Origin of the sequence: Pantoea agglomerans (assembly GCF_020149765.1) — a bacterium.
In the GTDB taxonomy this organism is placed as follows: domain Bacteria; phylum Pseudomonadota; class Gammaproteobacteria; order Enterobacterales; family Enterobacteriaceae; genus Pantoea; species Pantoea alvi.
The window spans coordinates 3,263,000-3,278,918 of sequence record NZ_CP083809.1 but is presented as its reverse complement, the minus strand read 5'-3'; the positions used below and the strand labels follow the sequence as shown (position 1 = coordinate 3,278,918).

General features: G+C 57.4%; 13 protein-coding genes. 11 read left to right on the top strand and 2 right to left on the bottom strand.

Going from position 1 to position 15,919, the window contains the following annotated elements:
* Positions 1 to 5: 5 nt before the first annotated feature.
* Together glnD and map are read right to left on the bottom strand one after the other, a co-directional pair.
* A complete protein-coding gene (gene glnD, locus LB453_RS18440; protein ID WP_103793998.1) occupies positions 6 to 2,660 on the bottom strand; it encodes a bifunctional uridylyltransferase/uridylyl-removing protein GlnD in 2,655 nt (884 codons plus the stop codon).
* Between the two features lie 67 nt (positions 2,661 to 2,727).
* The gene (gene map / locus LB453_RS18435; protein WP_103793999.1) at positions 2,728 to 3,522 is read right to left on the bottom strand and encodes a type I methionyl aminopeptidase; all 795 of its coding nucleotides are present in this window, start codon (positions 3,520 to 3,522) and stop codon (positions 2,728 to 2,730) included.
* A 316-nt stretch (positions 3,523 to 3,838) separates the two neighbouring features.
* Between map and rpsB the strand changes: the two genes are divergently transcribed.
* The 11 genes from rpsB (at position 3,839) to lpxD (ending at position 15,784) form a co-directional block, all read left to right on the top strand.
* Positions 3,839 to 4,564, top strand: a complete 726-nt coding sequence (gene rpsB / locus LB453_RS18430; protein WP_048781339.1) for a 30S ribosomal protein S2 — start codon at positions 3,839 to 3,841, stop codon at positions 4,562 to 4,564.
* Positions 4,565 to 4,744: 180 nt separating this feature from the next.
* Positions 4,745 to 5,596, top strand: a complete 852-nt coding sequence (gene tsf / locus LB453_RS18425) for a translation elongation factor Ts (protein ID WP_103794000.1) — start codon at positions 4,745 to 4,747, stop codon at positions 5,594 to 5,596.
* 154 nt (positions 5,597 to 5,750) lie between these two features.
* Entirely contained in the window at positions 5,751 to 6,476 is a 726-nt protein-coding gene (gene pyrH / locus LB453_RS18420; RefSeq protein WP_033793563.1) for a UMP kinase, read from the top strand.
* 141 nt (positions 6,477 to 6,617) lie between these two features.
* Positions 6,618 to 7,175, top strand: a complete 558-nt coding sequence (gene frr / locus LB453_RS18415) for a ribosome recycling factor (protein ID WP_081138425.1) — start codon at positions 6,618 to 6,620, stop codon at positions 7,173 to 7,175.
* A gap of 144 nt (positions 7,176 to 7,319) precedes the next feature.
* On the top strand, positions 7,320 to 8,522 hold the full coding sequence (gene ispC, locus LB453_RS18410; protein WP_103794001.1) for a 1-deoxy-D-xylulose-5-phosphate reductoisomerase: 1,203 nt from the start codon (positions 7,320 to 7,322) through the stop codon (positions 8,520 to 8,522).
* A gap of 168 nt (positions 8,523 to 8,690) precedes the next feature.
* Complete coding sequence (gene ispU, locus LB453_RS18405; RefSeq protein WP_033793566.1) at positions 8,691 to 9,443, top strand: (2E,6E)-farnesyl-diphosphate-specific ditrans,polycis-undecaprenyl-diphosphate synthase; 753 nt, start codon at positions 8,691 to 8,693, stop codon at positions 9,441 to 9,443.
* An 18-nt stretch (positions 9,444 to 9,461) separates the two neighbouring features.
* Positions 9,462 to 10,319, top strand: coding sequence for a phosphatidate cytidylyltransferase (cdsA, locus tag LB453_RS18400; RefSeq protein ID WP_103794002.1), 858 nt, complete (start codon positions 9,462 to 9,464; stop codon positions 10,317 to 10,319).
* Between the two features lie 12 nt (positions 10,320 to 10,331).
* Positions 10,332 to 11,681 carry a sigma E protease regulator RseP gene (gene rseP, locus LB453_RS18395; protein WP_224481545.1) on the top strand — a complete coding sequence of 450 codons (1,350 nt, stop codon included), beginning with the start codon at positions 10,332 to 10,334 and terminating at the stop codon, positions 11,679 to 11,681.
* Between the two features lie 51 nt (positions 11,682 to 11,732).
* A complete protein-coding gene (gene bamA, locus LB453_RS18390; protein WP_103794004.1) occupies positions 11,733 to 14,144 on the top strand; it encodes an outer membrane protein assembly factor BamA in 2,412 nt (803 codons plus the stop codon).
* Between the two features lie 113 nt (positions 14,145 to 14,257).
* Positions 14,258 to 14,755 carry a molecular chaperone Skp gene (gene skp / locus LB453_RS18385; RefSeq protein ID WP_103794005.1) on the top strand — a complete coding sequence of 166 codons (498 nt, stop codon included), beginning with the start codon at positions 14,258 to 14,260 and terminating at the stop codon, positions 14,753 to 14,755.
* A 3-nt stretch (positions 14,756 to 14,758) separates the two neighbouring features.
* Positions 14,759 to 15,784: a UDP-3-O-(3-hydroxymyristoyl)glucosamine N-acyltransferase gene (gene lpxD / locus LB453_RS18380; RefSeq protein WP_103794006.1), complete on the top strand. Its 1,026-nt coding sequence runs from the start codon at positions 14,759 to 14,761 to the stop codon at positions 15,782 to 15,784.
* The last annotated feature ends 135 nt before the right edge of the window (positions 15,785 to 15,919 follow it).

The following is a 15,919-nucleotide window of genomic DNA, read 5'->3' as shown; positions in this document are numbered from 1 at the left end:
TGCGGTCACACTTTATCGTTTGGATTAAGGGCTTCTGTCAACCGTTGTTGCAACGCTTTGCGCATTTGCGCGTCAAGCGCGCGACGCTCGCTGTTGGCCAGAATAAATAAATCCTCGACGCGCTCGCCGATGGTGCTGATGCGCGCGCCGTGCAGCGAGACGCCCATATCGGCGAAGACTTCCCCCACGCGCGCCAGCAGGCCGGGCTGATCGAGCGCGATCAGCTCCAGATAGCTGCGGCGGTCGGTATGGGTCGGCAAAAAGTTAACCTCGGTATCGACGCTGAAGTGGCGCAGCTTGGCCGACGCACGGCGCGTGCGCGGCGGATTCCAGCTGGTCTGGGCGATCGCCTGCTCCAGCGCCTGGCGGATCATCAGGTGGCGATCGGGCGCCAGCGGACTGCCGTCCGGCTCCAGCACGATAAAGGTATCCATCGCCATGCCGTCGCGGCTGGTAAAAATCTGTGCGTCGTGGACGCTGAGGTTGCGGCGATCCAGCTCGCCCGCCACGGTGGCGAAGAGGTAAGGACGGTCGGGGCTCCAGATAAAAATCTCGGTGCCGCCGCGCGTCGCCTGCGGGCTGACCAGCACCAGCGGCTGGCGCAGGTCGTGCTCCATTAAATGACGCGCATGCCACGCGAGCTGGTTGGGCGTGTGGCGCAGGAAATAGTCGGCGCGGCAGCGGTTCCAGATATTGTGCAGCCGCTCTTCGTCGATATTGTCCATGCGCAGCAGCGCCAGCGCCTGCAGTCGGTGATGGCGCACGCGTTCGCGCAGGTCCGGGCTATTTTCCATGCCGCGCCGCAGCTGTTTCTCGGTGGCGAAAAAGAGCTCGCGCAGCAGGCTCTGCTTCCAGCTGTTCCACAACGTTTCATTGGTGGCGCAGATATCGGCCACGGTCAGGCAGACCAGATAGCGCAGCCGGTTCTCGTTCTGCATCACCTCGGCGAACTGCTGGATCACGGTGGGATCCTGAATGTCGCGGCGCTGGGCCGTTACCGACATCAGCAGATGATGGCGCACCAGCCAGGCGACCAGCTGCGTCTCGCGTGAGTTAAGGCCGTGCAGCTCGGCGAACTCCAGCGCGTCCTGCGCGCCGAGAATCGAGTGATCGCCGTTGCGGCCTTTGGCGATGTCGTGCAGCAGCGCCGCCATAAGCAGCAGCTCCTGCTGCGGCAGACGCGGCCAGAGTTCAACGCAGAGCGGATGCATCGGGCGCGTGGTCTCGCTGGCGAAGCTCTCCAGCTTTTGCAGCACGCGAATAGTGTGCTCATCGACGGTATAGGCGTGGAACAGGTCAAACTGCATCTGCCCGACGATCTGTCCCCACAGCGGCGTGTAGGCCCAGAGCACGCTGTGGCGGTGCATCGGCAGCAGCGCGCGCCTGACCGCGCCCGGATGGCGCAGTATCGCCATAAAGAGCTGGCGCGCTTCCGGGATCTGACACAGCGGCTGCTTGAGGTGACGTCGCGCGTAGCGCAGCTGGCGCAGCGTGGTGGAGTAGATGCCGCGAATATTTTCGTTGCGCACCATCACGTAGAACATGCGCAGGATCGCCTGCGGCTCGCGTTCGAACAGGGTTTCGTCGCGCAGATCGATCAGGTTGCCGCGCAGCTGAAAAGTGTCATCCAGCGGGCGCGGCTTCTCGGTGGTGGAGAGCGCCAGAATCGCTTCGTCAAACAGCTGCAGCAGCATCTGGTTCAGCTCGCCGATACGACGCGTTACGCGGAAGAAATCCTTCATCATGCGTTCGACCGGCTCGTTGCCTTCGCCCTGGTAGTTAAGGCGCTGCGCGACGTTGAGCTGCCGATCGAACAGCAGCCGGTTGTCGTAGCGCGTCAGAGTCAGATGCAGGGCGAAGCGGATGCGCCAGAGAAAGGCCTGGCATTCGTTAAGCTCGTTGCGCTCCGCTTCGGTCAGAAAGCCGAACCCCACCATTTCATCCAGCGTGGTGGCGCCAAAGTGGCGGCGCGCCACCCACTGCAGCGTATGGATATCGCGCAGGCCGCCCGGGCTGCTTTTAATATCGGGCTCAAGGTTGTAGCTGGTGCCGTGATAGCGCTGGTGGCGCGCCTGCTGCTCTTCGATCTTGGCGGCGTAGAAGGTCGCCGACGGCCAGAAACCTTCGCTAAAGATGTTCTTCTGCATCTCCAGAAACAGGGCGACATCGCCGGTCAGCATGCGCGATTCGATAAGGTTGGTGGCGACGGTCAGGTCAGCTAAGCCTTCCAGCAGACACTCTTCCAGCGTGCGCACGCTGTGGCCCACCTCCAGCTTAAGATCCCACAGCAGCGTCAGCAGTTCGCTGGTCTGCTGCGCGCTCGCGTCGTCGAGGGGATCGCGGCTGAGGATCAGAATATCGACGTCGGAGAGCGGATGCAGCTCGCCGCGGCCGTAGCCGCCGACCGCCACCAGCGCAATAGCGGGCAGGGCGTCGAAGCCGTAAAAGCGCCACAGGCGGCGCAGCAGGCGGTCAATAAACAGGGTACGCGCATCGATCAAGGTTTCAGCCGATTCGCCGGCGTCGAACGCCGTGGAGAGAAAGGCGTTAAAGGTTTCCAGCTTCTGCTTCAGGGCGTCGCGGGTCAGCACCGCATCATCCCAGTGCGCCGGGGAGTCTTTCAGGCCGTCAATGACCTCATCCGTCAGGATAGCGCTCATACCGCATCTCTCTTCTTGAGCCATAAAAAAGCCGGCGCAGGGCCGGCTTTTTATCAGTGGGGGACGATTACCCTTCGTTGACCAGCACCGCGTCGATGGTGTCGTCGCTACGCAGGGTCAGGATTTCGCAGCCGTTATCGGTCACCACAATAGTATGCTCGTACTGCGCGGACAAGCTGCGATCTTTGGTTTTTACCGTCCAGCCATCTTTCATGGTGCGGATGCGGTAGTCGCCGGCGTTGACCATCGGCTCGACGGTAAAGGTCATACCCGCCTGCAGCACCACGCCGCCGTCGTCTGCGTCATAGTGCAGCACCTGCGGCTCTTCATGGAAGCCTTTGCCGATGCCGTGGCCGCAGTATTCACGCACAACGGAGAAGTCGTGGGACTCAACATATTTCTGAATAGCGCGGCCTAGCTCGCGCAGACGAATGCCCGGCTTCACCAGACGCAGCGCCAGGTAGAGGCTCTCCTGCGTAATGTGGCACAGGCGCTCGCCCTGAATCGTCGGTTTACCCACGATAAACATTTTCGAGGTGTCGCCGTGGTACTCATCTTTAATAACGGTTACGTCAATGTTAATGATGTCGCCATCCTTCAGCAGACGGTCATCGCTGGGAATGCCGTGGCACACCACCTCGTTGACCGAGATGCAGACCGATTTCGGGAAGCCGTGATAGCCGAGACAGGCGGAGATGGCGTGCTGCTCGTTGGTGATGTAATCGTGGCAGATGCGGTCCAGCTCGCCGGTAGAGACGCCTGGTTTGACGTGCGGGGCGATCATCTCCAGCACCTCGGCGGCCAGCCGGCCCGCGACGCGCATTTTTTCGATTTCTTCAGGGGTTTTAATTGAAATTGCCATTAAATTAATCCGCAGTTGCCGAAAATTTCAGCAATAATGAACGATGTGCTGTCATGTTAGCAGCCGAAAACCAGGCCGCCAAACAGTTCGCGTCGCGCGGCCGCGCGCTGAACAAATTCTGGCTTCAGTAGCCTGGTTGTGGTATAAAGCGCGCCGACGATTCTCTGTCAGACCCTTATGGTCGGCGAGAAACGCGAAAAACTCACTTTGTGTACTAAAACACACATGTATCGACACATACGCCGGGGTGCTTCGAAAGAGGTCGGTCGTATGGGATACATGGAGGCCCAACCCCAAACTTAATCTAGAGGTAATCATGGCAACTGTTTCCATGCGCGACATGCTCAAGGCTGGTGTTCACTTCGGTCACCAGACCCGTTACTGGAACCCGAAAATGAAGCCGTTCATCTTCGGTGCGCGTAACAAAGTTCACATCATCAACCTTGAGCAGACTGTACCGATGTTCAACAACGCTCTGGCTGAGCTGAACAAAATCTCTGCCCGTAAAGGCAAGATCCTGTTCGTCGGTACCAAGCGCGCTGCCAGCGAAGCGATTAAAGAGTCTGCACTGAGCTGCGACCAGTTCTTTGTAAACCACCGCTGGCTGGGTGGTATGCTGACCAACTGGAAAACCGTTCGTCAGTCTATCAAACGTCTGAAAGATCTTGAGACTCAGTCTCAGGACGGCACCTTCGACAAACTGACCAAGAAAGAAGCGCTGATGCGCGGTCGCGAACTGGCCAAGCTGGAAAACAGCCTGGGCGGTATCAAAGACATGGGCGGTCTGCCGGACGCGCTGTTCGTTATCGACGCCGATCACGAGCACATCGCGATCAAAGAAGCGAACAACCTGGGTATCCCGGTATTCGCTATCGTTGATACCAACTCTGATCCAGACGGCGTTGACTTCGTTATCCCGGGTAACGACGATGCGATCCGTGCTGTTAGCCTGTACCTGACTGCCGTTGCCACTACCGTGCGCGAAGGCCGTTCACAGGATCTGGCTGAGCAGGCTGAAGAAGCGTCTTTAGAAAACGCTTAATAAGGTTCGCTCTGACACAGAGCCCTTAGACATCAGATGTAATCTGTTAAGGGGCCAGTCTTGGCCCCTTTATTTTATCTCCGTCTGTCACGCCTCCTTTCAGGCGGGCGGGACAGAGTAAATTTTCCGCAACAGGTGCCTTAGTGCGTAAGCACGGGGGTACGAACCGAGGATTCTGGAATGGCTGAAATTACCGCTGCACTGGTAAAAGAACTGCGCGAGCGTACTGGCGCGGGCATGATGGACTGCAAAAAAGCGCTGACCGAAGCGAATGGCGACATCGAGCTGGCGATTGAGAACATGCGTAAGTCCGGCGCGATCAAAGCGGCGAAAAAAGCAGGCAACGTGGCTGCTGACGGCGTGATCAAAACCAAAATCGACGGCAACTACGGCGTGATCCTGGAAGTTAACTGCCAGACCGACTTCGTTGCGAAAGACGCTGGTTTCCAGGCCTTCGCTGACAAAGTGCTGGACGCGGCGACTGCAGAACGCATCACCGACGTTGAAGCGCTGAAAGCGAAATTCGAAGAAGAGCGCGTAGCGCTGGTCGCGAAAATCGGCGAAAACATCAACATCCGTCGTATCGCAGTGCTGGAAGGCGAGCAGCTGGGTTCTTACCTGCACGGCGCACGCATCGGCGTGCTGATCTCCGCGAAAGGCGCTAACGAAGAGCTGATCAAGCAGATCGCTATGCACGTTGCAGCCAGCAAGCCGGAATTCGTTAAGCCGGAAGACGTCTCTGCCGACGTGGTTGAGAAAGAGTACCAGGTTCAGCTGGACATCGCGATGCAGTCTGGCAAGCCGAAAGAGATCGCAGAGAAGATGGTTGAAGGCCGCATGAAGAAATTCACCGGCGAAGTCTCTCTGACCGGTCAGGCTTTCGTTATCGATCCGAGCAAAACCGTTGGCCAGGCGCTGAAAGAGCAGGGCGCTGACGTCATCAACTTCATCCGCTTCGAAGTGGGCGAAGGCATTGAGAAAGTCGAAAGCGACTTCGCTGCTGAAGTAGCGGCAATGTCCAAACAGTCTTAATGCTGTGAAAGGAACCGCCAGAAGGCGGTTCTTTTTTGTCTGCTACGCTAAGCAGACACTTTTCAGTCTCATCCCAATAGTAATTTACGCGCGCTAAGCGGATGATCGATCAGATTTAATTTCTCCTTTTCAACTCTTCCAGGAAGAACCGACCATGGCGACCAACGCAAAACCTGTATATCAACGTATCCTGCTGAAACTGAGTGGCGAAGCACTGCAAGGTGCCGAAGGTTTTGGTATCGACGCGAGCGTGCTTGACCGCATGGCGCAAGAGGTGAAAGAGCTGGTCGAGCTGGGCATTCAGGTAGGCGTGGTAATTGGCGGCGGCAACCTGTTCCGCGGCGCGGGACTGGCGCAGGCGGGAATGAACCGCGTCGTCGGCGACCACATGGGCATGCTGGCGACCGTAATGAACGGCCTGGCGATGCGCGACGCGCTGCACCGTGCGTATGTCAACGCGCGCCTGATGTCTGCCATCCCGCTCAACGGCGTGTGCGACAACTACAGCTGGGCCGAAGCGATCAGCCTGCTGCGCAATAACCGCGTGGTGATTTTCTCCGCCGGCACCGGCAACCCCTTCTTTACCACCGACTCGGCGGCCTGCCTGCGCGGCATCGAGATCGAGGCGGACGTGGTGCTGAAAGCAACCAAAGTCGACGGCGTTTACTCCGCCGATCCGGTGAAAAACCCGGATGCAACGCTCTACGATCAGCTCTCCTACGCCGAAGTGCTGGAAAAAGAGCTGAAAGTGATGGATCTGGCCGCCTTTACGCTGGCGCGTGACCACCAGCTGCCGATCCGCGTATTTAATATGAATAAACCTGGCGCACTGCGTCGCGTCGTTATGGGTGAAAAAGAAGGCACCCTGATTACGCATTAATACCCGACGCAAGATAAAATAAGGTATATTCTGTCGGCGCGGTGAACCTCACCGCGCACCATTCAGGATTATCGCTCAACAGCGATACCGCTTCCGGCGCCGCCGGAATGGCCAGGTCAAACCGAATCCAAGGGTTTCAACGTGATTAACGACATCAAAAAAGATGCTGAAACGCGCATGGACAAATGCGTCGAAGCGTTTAAAAACACCATCAGCAAAGTGCGCACCGGTCGCGCTTCTCCTTCACTGCTCGACGGTATCGTGGTCGAATACTACGGTACGCCGACGCCGCTGCGTCAGCTCGCTTCCGTTACCGTAGAAGACTCACGCACGCTGAAAATCAACGTGTTCGACCGCTCCATGGGCCCGGCAGTGGAAAAAGCCATTATGGCTTCCGACCTCGGCCTGAACCCGAACTCAGCCGGTAGCGACATCCGCGTTCCGCTGCCTGCGCTGACCGAAGAGCGTCGTAAAGATCTTATCAAGATCGTGCGCGGCGAAGCTGAGCAGGGCCGCGTTTCCGTGCGTAACGTGCGCCGCGACGCCAACGACAAAATCAAAGCCTTGCTGAAAGATAAAGAGATCAGCGAAGACGATGAGCGTCGTACGCAGGACGAGATCCAGAAAATGACCGATGCGCGCATCAAGAATGTTGATGCAGCGCTGGCTGAAAAAGAGAAGGAGCTGATGGAGTTCTAATCCCATCGGTTGCTCTCTATACCCGATATCCTTGGGTATAAAACGCCGTTCAGGGCTGTATTCATTGCGAATGCGCTCTGGCGGCGTTTTACATTATGCTGCTGCGCAAGCGGCGTTATTCGACGTCTTCACAGGGATAGCTTAATGAAGCGATTAACTTTGCTGGGTTCTACCGGATCGATCGGCGCCAGCACGCTGGCGGTGGTTCGCGCCAATCCTGAACTCTATCAAATCACCGCGCTGGTCGCCGGACAAAACGTCGCGCTGATGGCGGAACAGTGCCAGGCATTTCAGCCGCGCTACGCCGCAATGGCGGATGAAGCGGCCGCGCAGGCGCTGCGTGAACGACTGAAAGCACTCAACGTCTCTACCGAAGTGCTCTCCGGCGTTCAGGCCGCGTGCGAGCTGGCGGCGCTTGACGAGGTCGACCAGGTGATGGCGGCGATCGTCGGTGCCTCGGGTTTGCTGCCAACGCTGGCGGCGATCCGCGCCGGAAAAAGCGTGTTGCTCGCCAATAAAGAGTCGCTTGTCACCTGCGGCCGTTTGTTTATGGAGGCTGTGCGTCATCATCAGGCGCAGCTGCTCCCCGTCGACAGCGAGCATAACGCCATTTTTCAGAGTTTACCCGCTTCCATCCAGCATCAGTTAGGATACGCTGACCTGCGAGAAAATGGCATTGAGTCCATTATCCTTACGGGATCGGGTGGTCCTTTTCGTGACACGCCGCTGGCTGACCTTGCGACCATGTCGCCGGCGCAGGCCTGCGCGCATCCGAACTGGTCGATGGGACGTAAAATCTCCGTCGACTCGGCCACCATGATGAATAAAGGTCTCGAATACATTGAAGCCCGCTGGTTATTTAACGCCAGCGCAGCGCAAATGGAGGTGATCCTGCATCCGCAGTCGATGATCCACTCCATGGTGCGCTACTGCGACGGCAGCGTGCTGGCTCAGCTCGGTTCACCGGATATGCGCACCCCCATTGCACACTGCATGGCCTGGCCCGCGCGTATTTCGGCAGGCGTTACGCCGCTGGACTTCACCCGCATGTCCGCGCTGACGTTCGCTGAACCCGACTTTGCCCGCTACCCTTGCCTGAAACTGGCGATAGATGCCTGCGAGGCAGGGCAGGCGGCGACCACCACGCTCAACGCGGCCAATGAGGTTGCGGTGGCGGCCTTTCTGGATAACCAGATCCGCTTTACCGACATCGCGGCGATCAACAGCGAAGCGCTGGCGGCTCAGGCGTTTGCGGAGCCAGATTCGGTTGAGGCCGTGCTGGATATCGATCGTGCCGCACGCGCCAGCGCCACAGCGATGCTGCCGCGTTTCGCGACCTCGCGTTAACGCGCGCCGCTATTTGTTCGCCTGTAGCGAAAATGGTATAGTCGCTCGCTCGCGTTTCCGGGTATGGCATCGCATCTGATGCGCCTCGCCCCTTTTGGGCGGGAGAAGACCGGGCGCAATGTATTCAGAAACCACAGCATTTCTGACAACAGGAATTAATTACGCGTTATGTCGTCCAATAATCACAACAAAACCGATGACCAACAGGGAACAGGCCCGCGTCACGTGGCTATCATTATGGATGGCAATGGTCGTTGGGCTAAAAATCAGGGAAAACTGCGTATTTCCGGCCATAAAGCGGGCGTTAAAGCGGTGCGCCGCTCCGTCAGCTTCGCCGTCAGCAATAATCTCGAAGCGTTGACGCTCTATGCCTTCAGCAGTGAAAACTGGAGCCGTCCGCCTCAGGAAGTCACGGCGCTGATGGAGCTGTTTGTCTGGGCGCTCGACAGTGAAGTAAAGAGCCTGCACAAGCACAACGTGCGTCTGCGCATCATCGGCGACGTGAGCCGTTTCAGTAACCGTATTCAGGAGCGTATTCGTCGCGCCGAGGAACTGACTCAGCAAAATAGTGGACTGACTCTCAATATTGCCGCGAACTATGGCGGACGTTGGGATATTATCCAGGGAGTGAAAAAACTCGCTGAGCAGGTTCAGGAAGGTTTGCTGCGTCCTGACCAGATCACCGAGGAAAACCTGTCTGCCCATCTGTGCATGCAGGGACTGGCTCCAGTGGATTTAGTGATAAGGACCGGGGGAGAGCATCGGATTAGCAACTTCCTGCTGTGGCAGATCGCCTATGCTGAGTTTTATTTTACCGATGTTCTCTGGCCTGATTTTGATGAACACGTTTTTGAAGGTGCACTGAATGCATTCTCTCTGCGGGAGCGTCGTTTTGGCGGCGCTGCACCAGGCGGCGCCTGAGCAAACAGGGGGTAACCTTTGCTGAAGTCTCGTCTGATTACCGCGCTTATTCTTATTCCGCTGGTGATTGCTGCGCTTTTCTGGTTACCGCCCGTTGGTTTTGCGATTACGATGATTATTATCTGCATGCTCGGCGCCTGGGAATGGGGCCAGCTTGCGGGCATGGCGTCGCGCCAACAGCGCATCTGGCTTTCCCTGCTGTGCGGGCTGCTGCTGGCGGGGATGCTCTTTACTCTTCCTCCCTATCAGCGTGACGTGCATCTGCCGCAGGTCGCCACGTCGCTCTGGGCGTCGCTGGCGTGGTGGATTGCGGCGCTGCTCCTGGTTCTCTCCTATCCCGCATCGGCCGCGCTGTGGCGTCAATCGCGTCCCCTGCGCCTGCTGTTCGGCATTCTCACGCTCATCCCCTTTTTCTGGGGCATGGTAGCGCTGCGTCAGTATCACTATGAGAGCGATCGCTTTGCGGGCGCCTGGTGGCTGCTGTTCGTGATGTTCCTGGTGTGGGGCGCCGATTCCGGTGCCTACATGTTCGGCAAGATGTTTGGCAAGCATAAGCTGGCACCCAAAGTCTCGCCCGGTAAAACCTGGGAAGGCTTTCTCGGCGGTCTGGTCTCCTCCGCGCTGCTCGCCTGGCTGTTCGCCAGCTTCGCGCCGCTGACCGTTTCCGCCGGCACGCTGATCGTCTGCGCCGTCGTGGCGACGCTCGCTTCGGTGCTGGGCGATCTAACGGAAAGTATGTTCAAACGTGAAGCGGGCATCAAAGACAGCGGCAGCCTGATCCCGGGTCACGGCGGTATACTCGATCGCATCGACAGCCTTACCGCTGCGGTGCCGGTTTTCGCCTGTTTGCTGCTGCTGGTGTTCCGCACTCTCTGAGGACAGGCGTAGATGTTGAGTATACTGTGGAGTTTTGTCGCCTTTATCATCGCCCTTGGCGTGCTGATCACCGTTCATGAGTTCGGCCATTTCTGGGTGGCGCGCCGCTGCGGCGTGCGCGTAGAGCGCTTCTCGATCGGTTTCGGCAAGGCGCTCTGGCAGCGTCGCGACCGTCAGGGCACCGAATATGTGATTGCACTGATCCCGCTCGGCGGCTATGTCAAAATGCTCGACGAGCGCGTGGAAAGCGTGCCCGCCGAGTTGCGTCATCAGGCTTTCAACAATAAAGTCATCTGGCAGCGCGCCTCGATTATCGCCGCCGGTCCCGTCGCTAATTTCATCTTCGCTATCTTCGCCTACTGGGTCGTGTTTATTCACGGCGTGCCCGGCGTGCGCCCGGTCGTTGGCGAAATAGTGAACGGTTCGGTGGCGGCGCAGGCGCAAATTGTCAGCGGAATGGAACTTAAAGCAGTCGACGGTATCGAAACGCCTGACTGGGATGCCGTGCGTATGGCGCTGATCGGCAAAATCGGTGACGCGCAGACGGTGCTGACCGTCTCACGCTTCGGCGAAGAGGCGACGCAGCAGAAAGCGGTTGACCTGCGCGACTGGCAGTTCGAGCCAGACAAAGAGGATCCGGTTGTGGCGCTGGGCATTCGTCCGCGCGGCCCGCAAATCGAAACCACGCTGGCGGAGGTGCAGGTAGACTCCCCAGCGAGCGTTGCCGGTTTGCAAGCGGGCGACAGGATCGTTAAAGTCGATGGTCAGCCGTTAACGCAATGGCAGACTTTTGTCATGCAGGTGCGGGATAATCCTGGCAAAGAGATGGTCCTGGACGTCAATCGCAACGGCGAAACGGTGCAGCTGCACCTGACGCCGGAAGCCAGGCCGGGCGCGAAGGCAGAAGGGTTCGCCGGGGTTATCCCGCGCGTTGTTCCGCTGCCGGAGGCCTATAAAACGGTAAGGCAGTATGGCGCGTTTGACGCTATCGGTGAGGCCAGCGCGAAAACCTGGCAACTGATGAAGCTGACGGTCTCCATGCTGGGCAAGTTAATTACCGGCGATGTGAAGCTGAACAACCTGAGCGGGCCGATTTCGATTGCGCAGGGTGCAGGATTGTCAGCGGAATATGGGATGATTTACTACCTGATGTTTCTGGCGTTGATTAGCGTCAACCTTGGGATCATCAATCTCTTCCCACTGCCGGTGTTAGATGGTGGGCATTTGCTCTTCCTGGCGATCGAAAAGATCAAAGGTGGACCGGTGTCCGAGCGAGTTCAGGACTTCAGTTATCGCATTGGCTCAATCCTGCTGGTGTTGTTAATGGGGCTTGCACTTTTCAATGATTTCTCACGTCTGTAATCGCTGGAACGCAGACAGACGCGGGATGTGTTAGGAAAACGCATAATAACGATGGCGATGAAAAAGTTGCTCATAGCGTCGCTGCTGTTTAGCAGCGCCACCGTTTACGGTGCAGACGATTTCGTGGTGAAGGATATTCATTTCGAAGGGCTGCAGCGAGTCGCCGTCGGCGCGGCTCTGCTGAGCATGCCGGTACGAGTGGGCGATACGGTTAATGACGAAGATGTCAAAAATACCATTCGTTCACTCTTCGCTACCGGCAACTTTGAGGATGTTCAGGTCCTGCGCGACGGAACTACGCTGATTGTTCAGGTTAAAGAACGTCCTACCATTGCCAGCATTACCTTTACCGGCAACAAAGCGGTGAAAGAGGAGCAGCTCAAGCAGAACCTTGAGGCCTCTGGCGTACGCGTAGGCGAAGCCCTGGACCGCACCACCATCTCCTCGATTGAGAAGGGACTGGAGGATTTCTACTACAGCGTCGGTAAATATACCGCCAACGTGAAGGCGGTGGTGACGCCGCTGCCGCGCAACCGCGTCGACCTGAAACTGGTCTTCACCGAGGGCGTCTCTGCCAAGATTCAGCAGATTAACATCGTCGGCAATAAGGCGTTTAGCTCTGACGAGCTGATCTCTCGCTTCCAGCTGCGCGACGAAGTGCCGTGGTGGAACGTGGTGGGCGATCGCAAATATCAGAAGCAAAAACTGGCGGGCGACCTTGAAACCCTGCGCAGCTTCTATCTCGATCGCGGCTATGCGCGCTTCAACATCGATTCCACGCAGGTCAGCCTGACGCCGGATAAAAAAGGCATCTATATCACCGTTAACATCACCGAGGGCGAGCAGTACAAAATCGCCGGCGTGATCGTCAACGGCAGTATGGCGGGCCACTCGGCAGAAATCGAACATCTGACACAAATTCCATCGGGCGAGCTCTATAACGGCACCAAAGTTACCCAGATGGAAGATGACATCAAGAAGCTGCTGGGCCGCTACGGCTACGCCTATCCGCGCGTGATGACGCAGCCGGAAATCAACGACGCCGACAAAACGGTGAAGCTGCATATCAGCGTGGACGCCGGCAACCGCTACTACGTGCGTAAAGTGCGCTTCGAAGGCAACGACACCTCGAAAGATGCGGTGCTGCGTCGCGAAATGCGTCAGATGGAAGGTGCATGGCTGGGCAGCGACCTGGTAGAGCAGGGTAAAGAGCGCCTGAACCGTACCGGCTACTTTGAAACCGTCGACGTGGATACCCAGCGCGTGCCGGGTGCGCCCGATCAGGTAGATGTGGTCTACAAAGTAAAAGAGCGCAATACCGGTACCTTTAACTTCGGCGTCGGCTACGGCACCGAAAGCGGCGTCAGCTTCCAGGTCGGCGTAACCCAGGATAACTGGCTCGGCACCGGCAACACGGTAAGCATCAGCGGTACCAAGAATGATTACCAGACCTATGCCGAGTTCTCGCTGACCGATCCGTACTTTACGGTAGATGGCGTGAGCCTGGGCGGCCGCGTCTTCTACAACGACTTTAAAGCGGACGATGCGGACCTGTCGGACTACACCAACAAGAGTTACGGCGTAGACGGCACCCTGGGCTTCCCGGTCAACGAAAACAACACGCTGCGCGTGGGTCTGGGCTATGTCCATAACGACCTCTCCAACATGCAGCCGCAGGTGGCGATGTGGCGCTATCTCGACTCGGTCGGCAAGCCGCAGGAGCTTAACGATAAAGGCGATTTCTCCGCGGATGACTTTACCTTTAACTACGGCTGGACATACAACACCCTCGATCGCGGCTTCTTCCCGACCGCGGGTAACCGTACCAACCTGAACGGTAAGGTCACGATTCCGGGCTCCGACAATAGCTTCTATAAAGCGACGCTGGATACCCAGCAGTACGTGCCGCTGAACCGCGATCGCACCTGGGTGCTGTTAGGCCGCGGCCGCGTCGGCTACGGCGATGGTCTGGGCGGCAAAGAGATGCCGTTCTATGAGAACTTCTATGCGGGCGGCTCCAGCACGGTGCGCGGCTTCCGCTCCAACACCATCGGTCCAAAAGCAGCCTACCTGAACGACCGCTCATCAACCTGTACGCTGAGCGATCCGAACGGCATCTGTAAGTCGGACGATGCGGTCGGGGGCAATGCGATGGCGGTGGCCAGCCTGGAGCTGATTACCCCGACGCCGTTCCTGAGCGAAAAATATGCTAACTCGGTACGAACTTCGCTGTTCGTGGATGCGGGTACCGTCTGGGACACCAAGTGGGAGAATACGGCTGAAACCCGTGCCGCTGGCATCCCGGACTATAGCGATCCAAACAATATCCGCGTTTCAAGCGGTATTGCGCTGCAGTGGATGTCCCCGCTGGGGCCGCTGGTCTTCTCCTATGCCCAGCCGGTCAAAAAAGTGGAAGGGGATAAATCAGAACAGTTCCAGTTTAACATTGGTAAAACCTGGTAAGGTTCTGAGCAAGGAAGCATAAGCTGAAGTCTTGCTACCGAACCGCGGTTTTTCAGGCGGTTCGGAGCAAACACTGTGTCGCTGACACAAACGTTGATGGTAAGGAGTTTATAGTGAAAAAGTTGTTGTGTGCCGCAGGACTGGGTCTTGCTTTAGCTGTATCCGCAGGCGCTCAGGCTGCTGACAAAATCGCAGTGGTAAACGTGTCCAGCATTTTCCAACAGTTACCGCAGCGTGCGACCGTTGCTAAACAGCTGGAAAACGAGTTTAAAGGCCGCGCAACCGAGCTGCAGAGCCAGGAACGCGACCTGCAGACCAAAATGCAGCGCCTGCAGCGCGACGGTTCAACCATGAAGGCCAGCGAGCGCAGCCGCATGGAGAAAGATGTCATGTCGCAGCGTGAAGCGTTCTCTTCAAAAGCGCAGGCTTTTGAGCAGGATAACCGTCGTCGTCAGATGGAAGAGCGCAACAAGCTGCTGAGCCGTATTCAGGACGCCGTGAAGAAAGTGGCGAGCGACGAAGGTTATGACGTGGTGATCGACGCCAACGCCGTAGCTTACGCAGCGAACGCGAAAGATATTACCGCTGACGTGCTGAAACAGGTTAAATAATCGATGTCATCAATTCGACTGGCTGATTTAGCCCAGCAGTTGGATGCAGAATTGCACGGAGATGGCGATATCGCCATCTCCGGCATTGCTTCTATGCAATCCGCCCAAACCGGCCAAATCACATTTCTTAGCAACAGCCGCTACCGCGAGCAGCTCGTCCAGTGTCAGGCATCGGCCGTGGTGCTGACGGAAGCGGATCTGGAGTGGTGTCACTCGGCCGCGCTGGTGGTGAAGAATCCCTATCTGACCTATGCGCGCATGGCTCAGCTGCTGGATACCACGCCGCAGCCTGCGCAGAATATCGCGCCCAGCGCGGTAATCGATCCCAGCGCGACGCTGGGGCAAAACGTCTCTGTCGGCGCCAACGCGGTGATCGAGTCGGACGTGGTGCTGGGTGACAACGTGGTGATTGGCGCGGGCTGCTTCGTCGGTAAAAAGACGCGCATCGGCAACAACAGCCGCCTCTGGGCCAACGTCACCGTCTACCATGAGATCGAAATCGGTCAGGATTGTCTGATTCAGTCCGGCACCGTGATCGGCGCGGACGGTTTCGGCTACGCCAACGATCGCGGCAACTGGGTGAAAATCCCGCAGCTTGGCGCTGTAATTATCGGCGATCGGGTAGAAATCGGCGCCTGTACCACTATCGATCGTGGCGCGCTGGATAACACTCTGATCGGCAATGGTGTTATCATAGACAACCAGTGTCAGATCGCACACAACGTGGTTATTGGCGACAATACCGCGGTTGCGGGTGGTGTGATCATGGCGGGTAGTTTGAAAATTGGACGTTACTGTATGATTGGCGGTGCCAGCGTCATTAACGGCCATATGGAAATCTGTGACAAGGTGACTGTGACCGGTATGGGCATGGTTATGCGTCCTATCACAGAGCCTGGGGTATACTCCTCGGGCATTCCGCTACAACCCAATAAAACCTGGCGCAAAACTGCAGCGCTGGTGATGAACATCGATGACATGAGCAAGCGCTTAAAAGCCATCGAGCGGAAGGTCGGCAAAGACGACTAAACGCCATCCCACATGCGACCGGCTTGCTAATAAAAACTGTTAAGCAGGCAAGCCAGGCGCCATTGAACCGATTTCGGCCTGCGGAGGATCATTTTGATCTGTGCAGGCCGTGTTATTGATGTCATCAGATTTTTA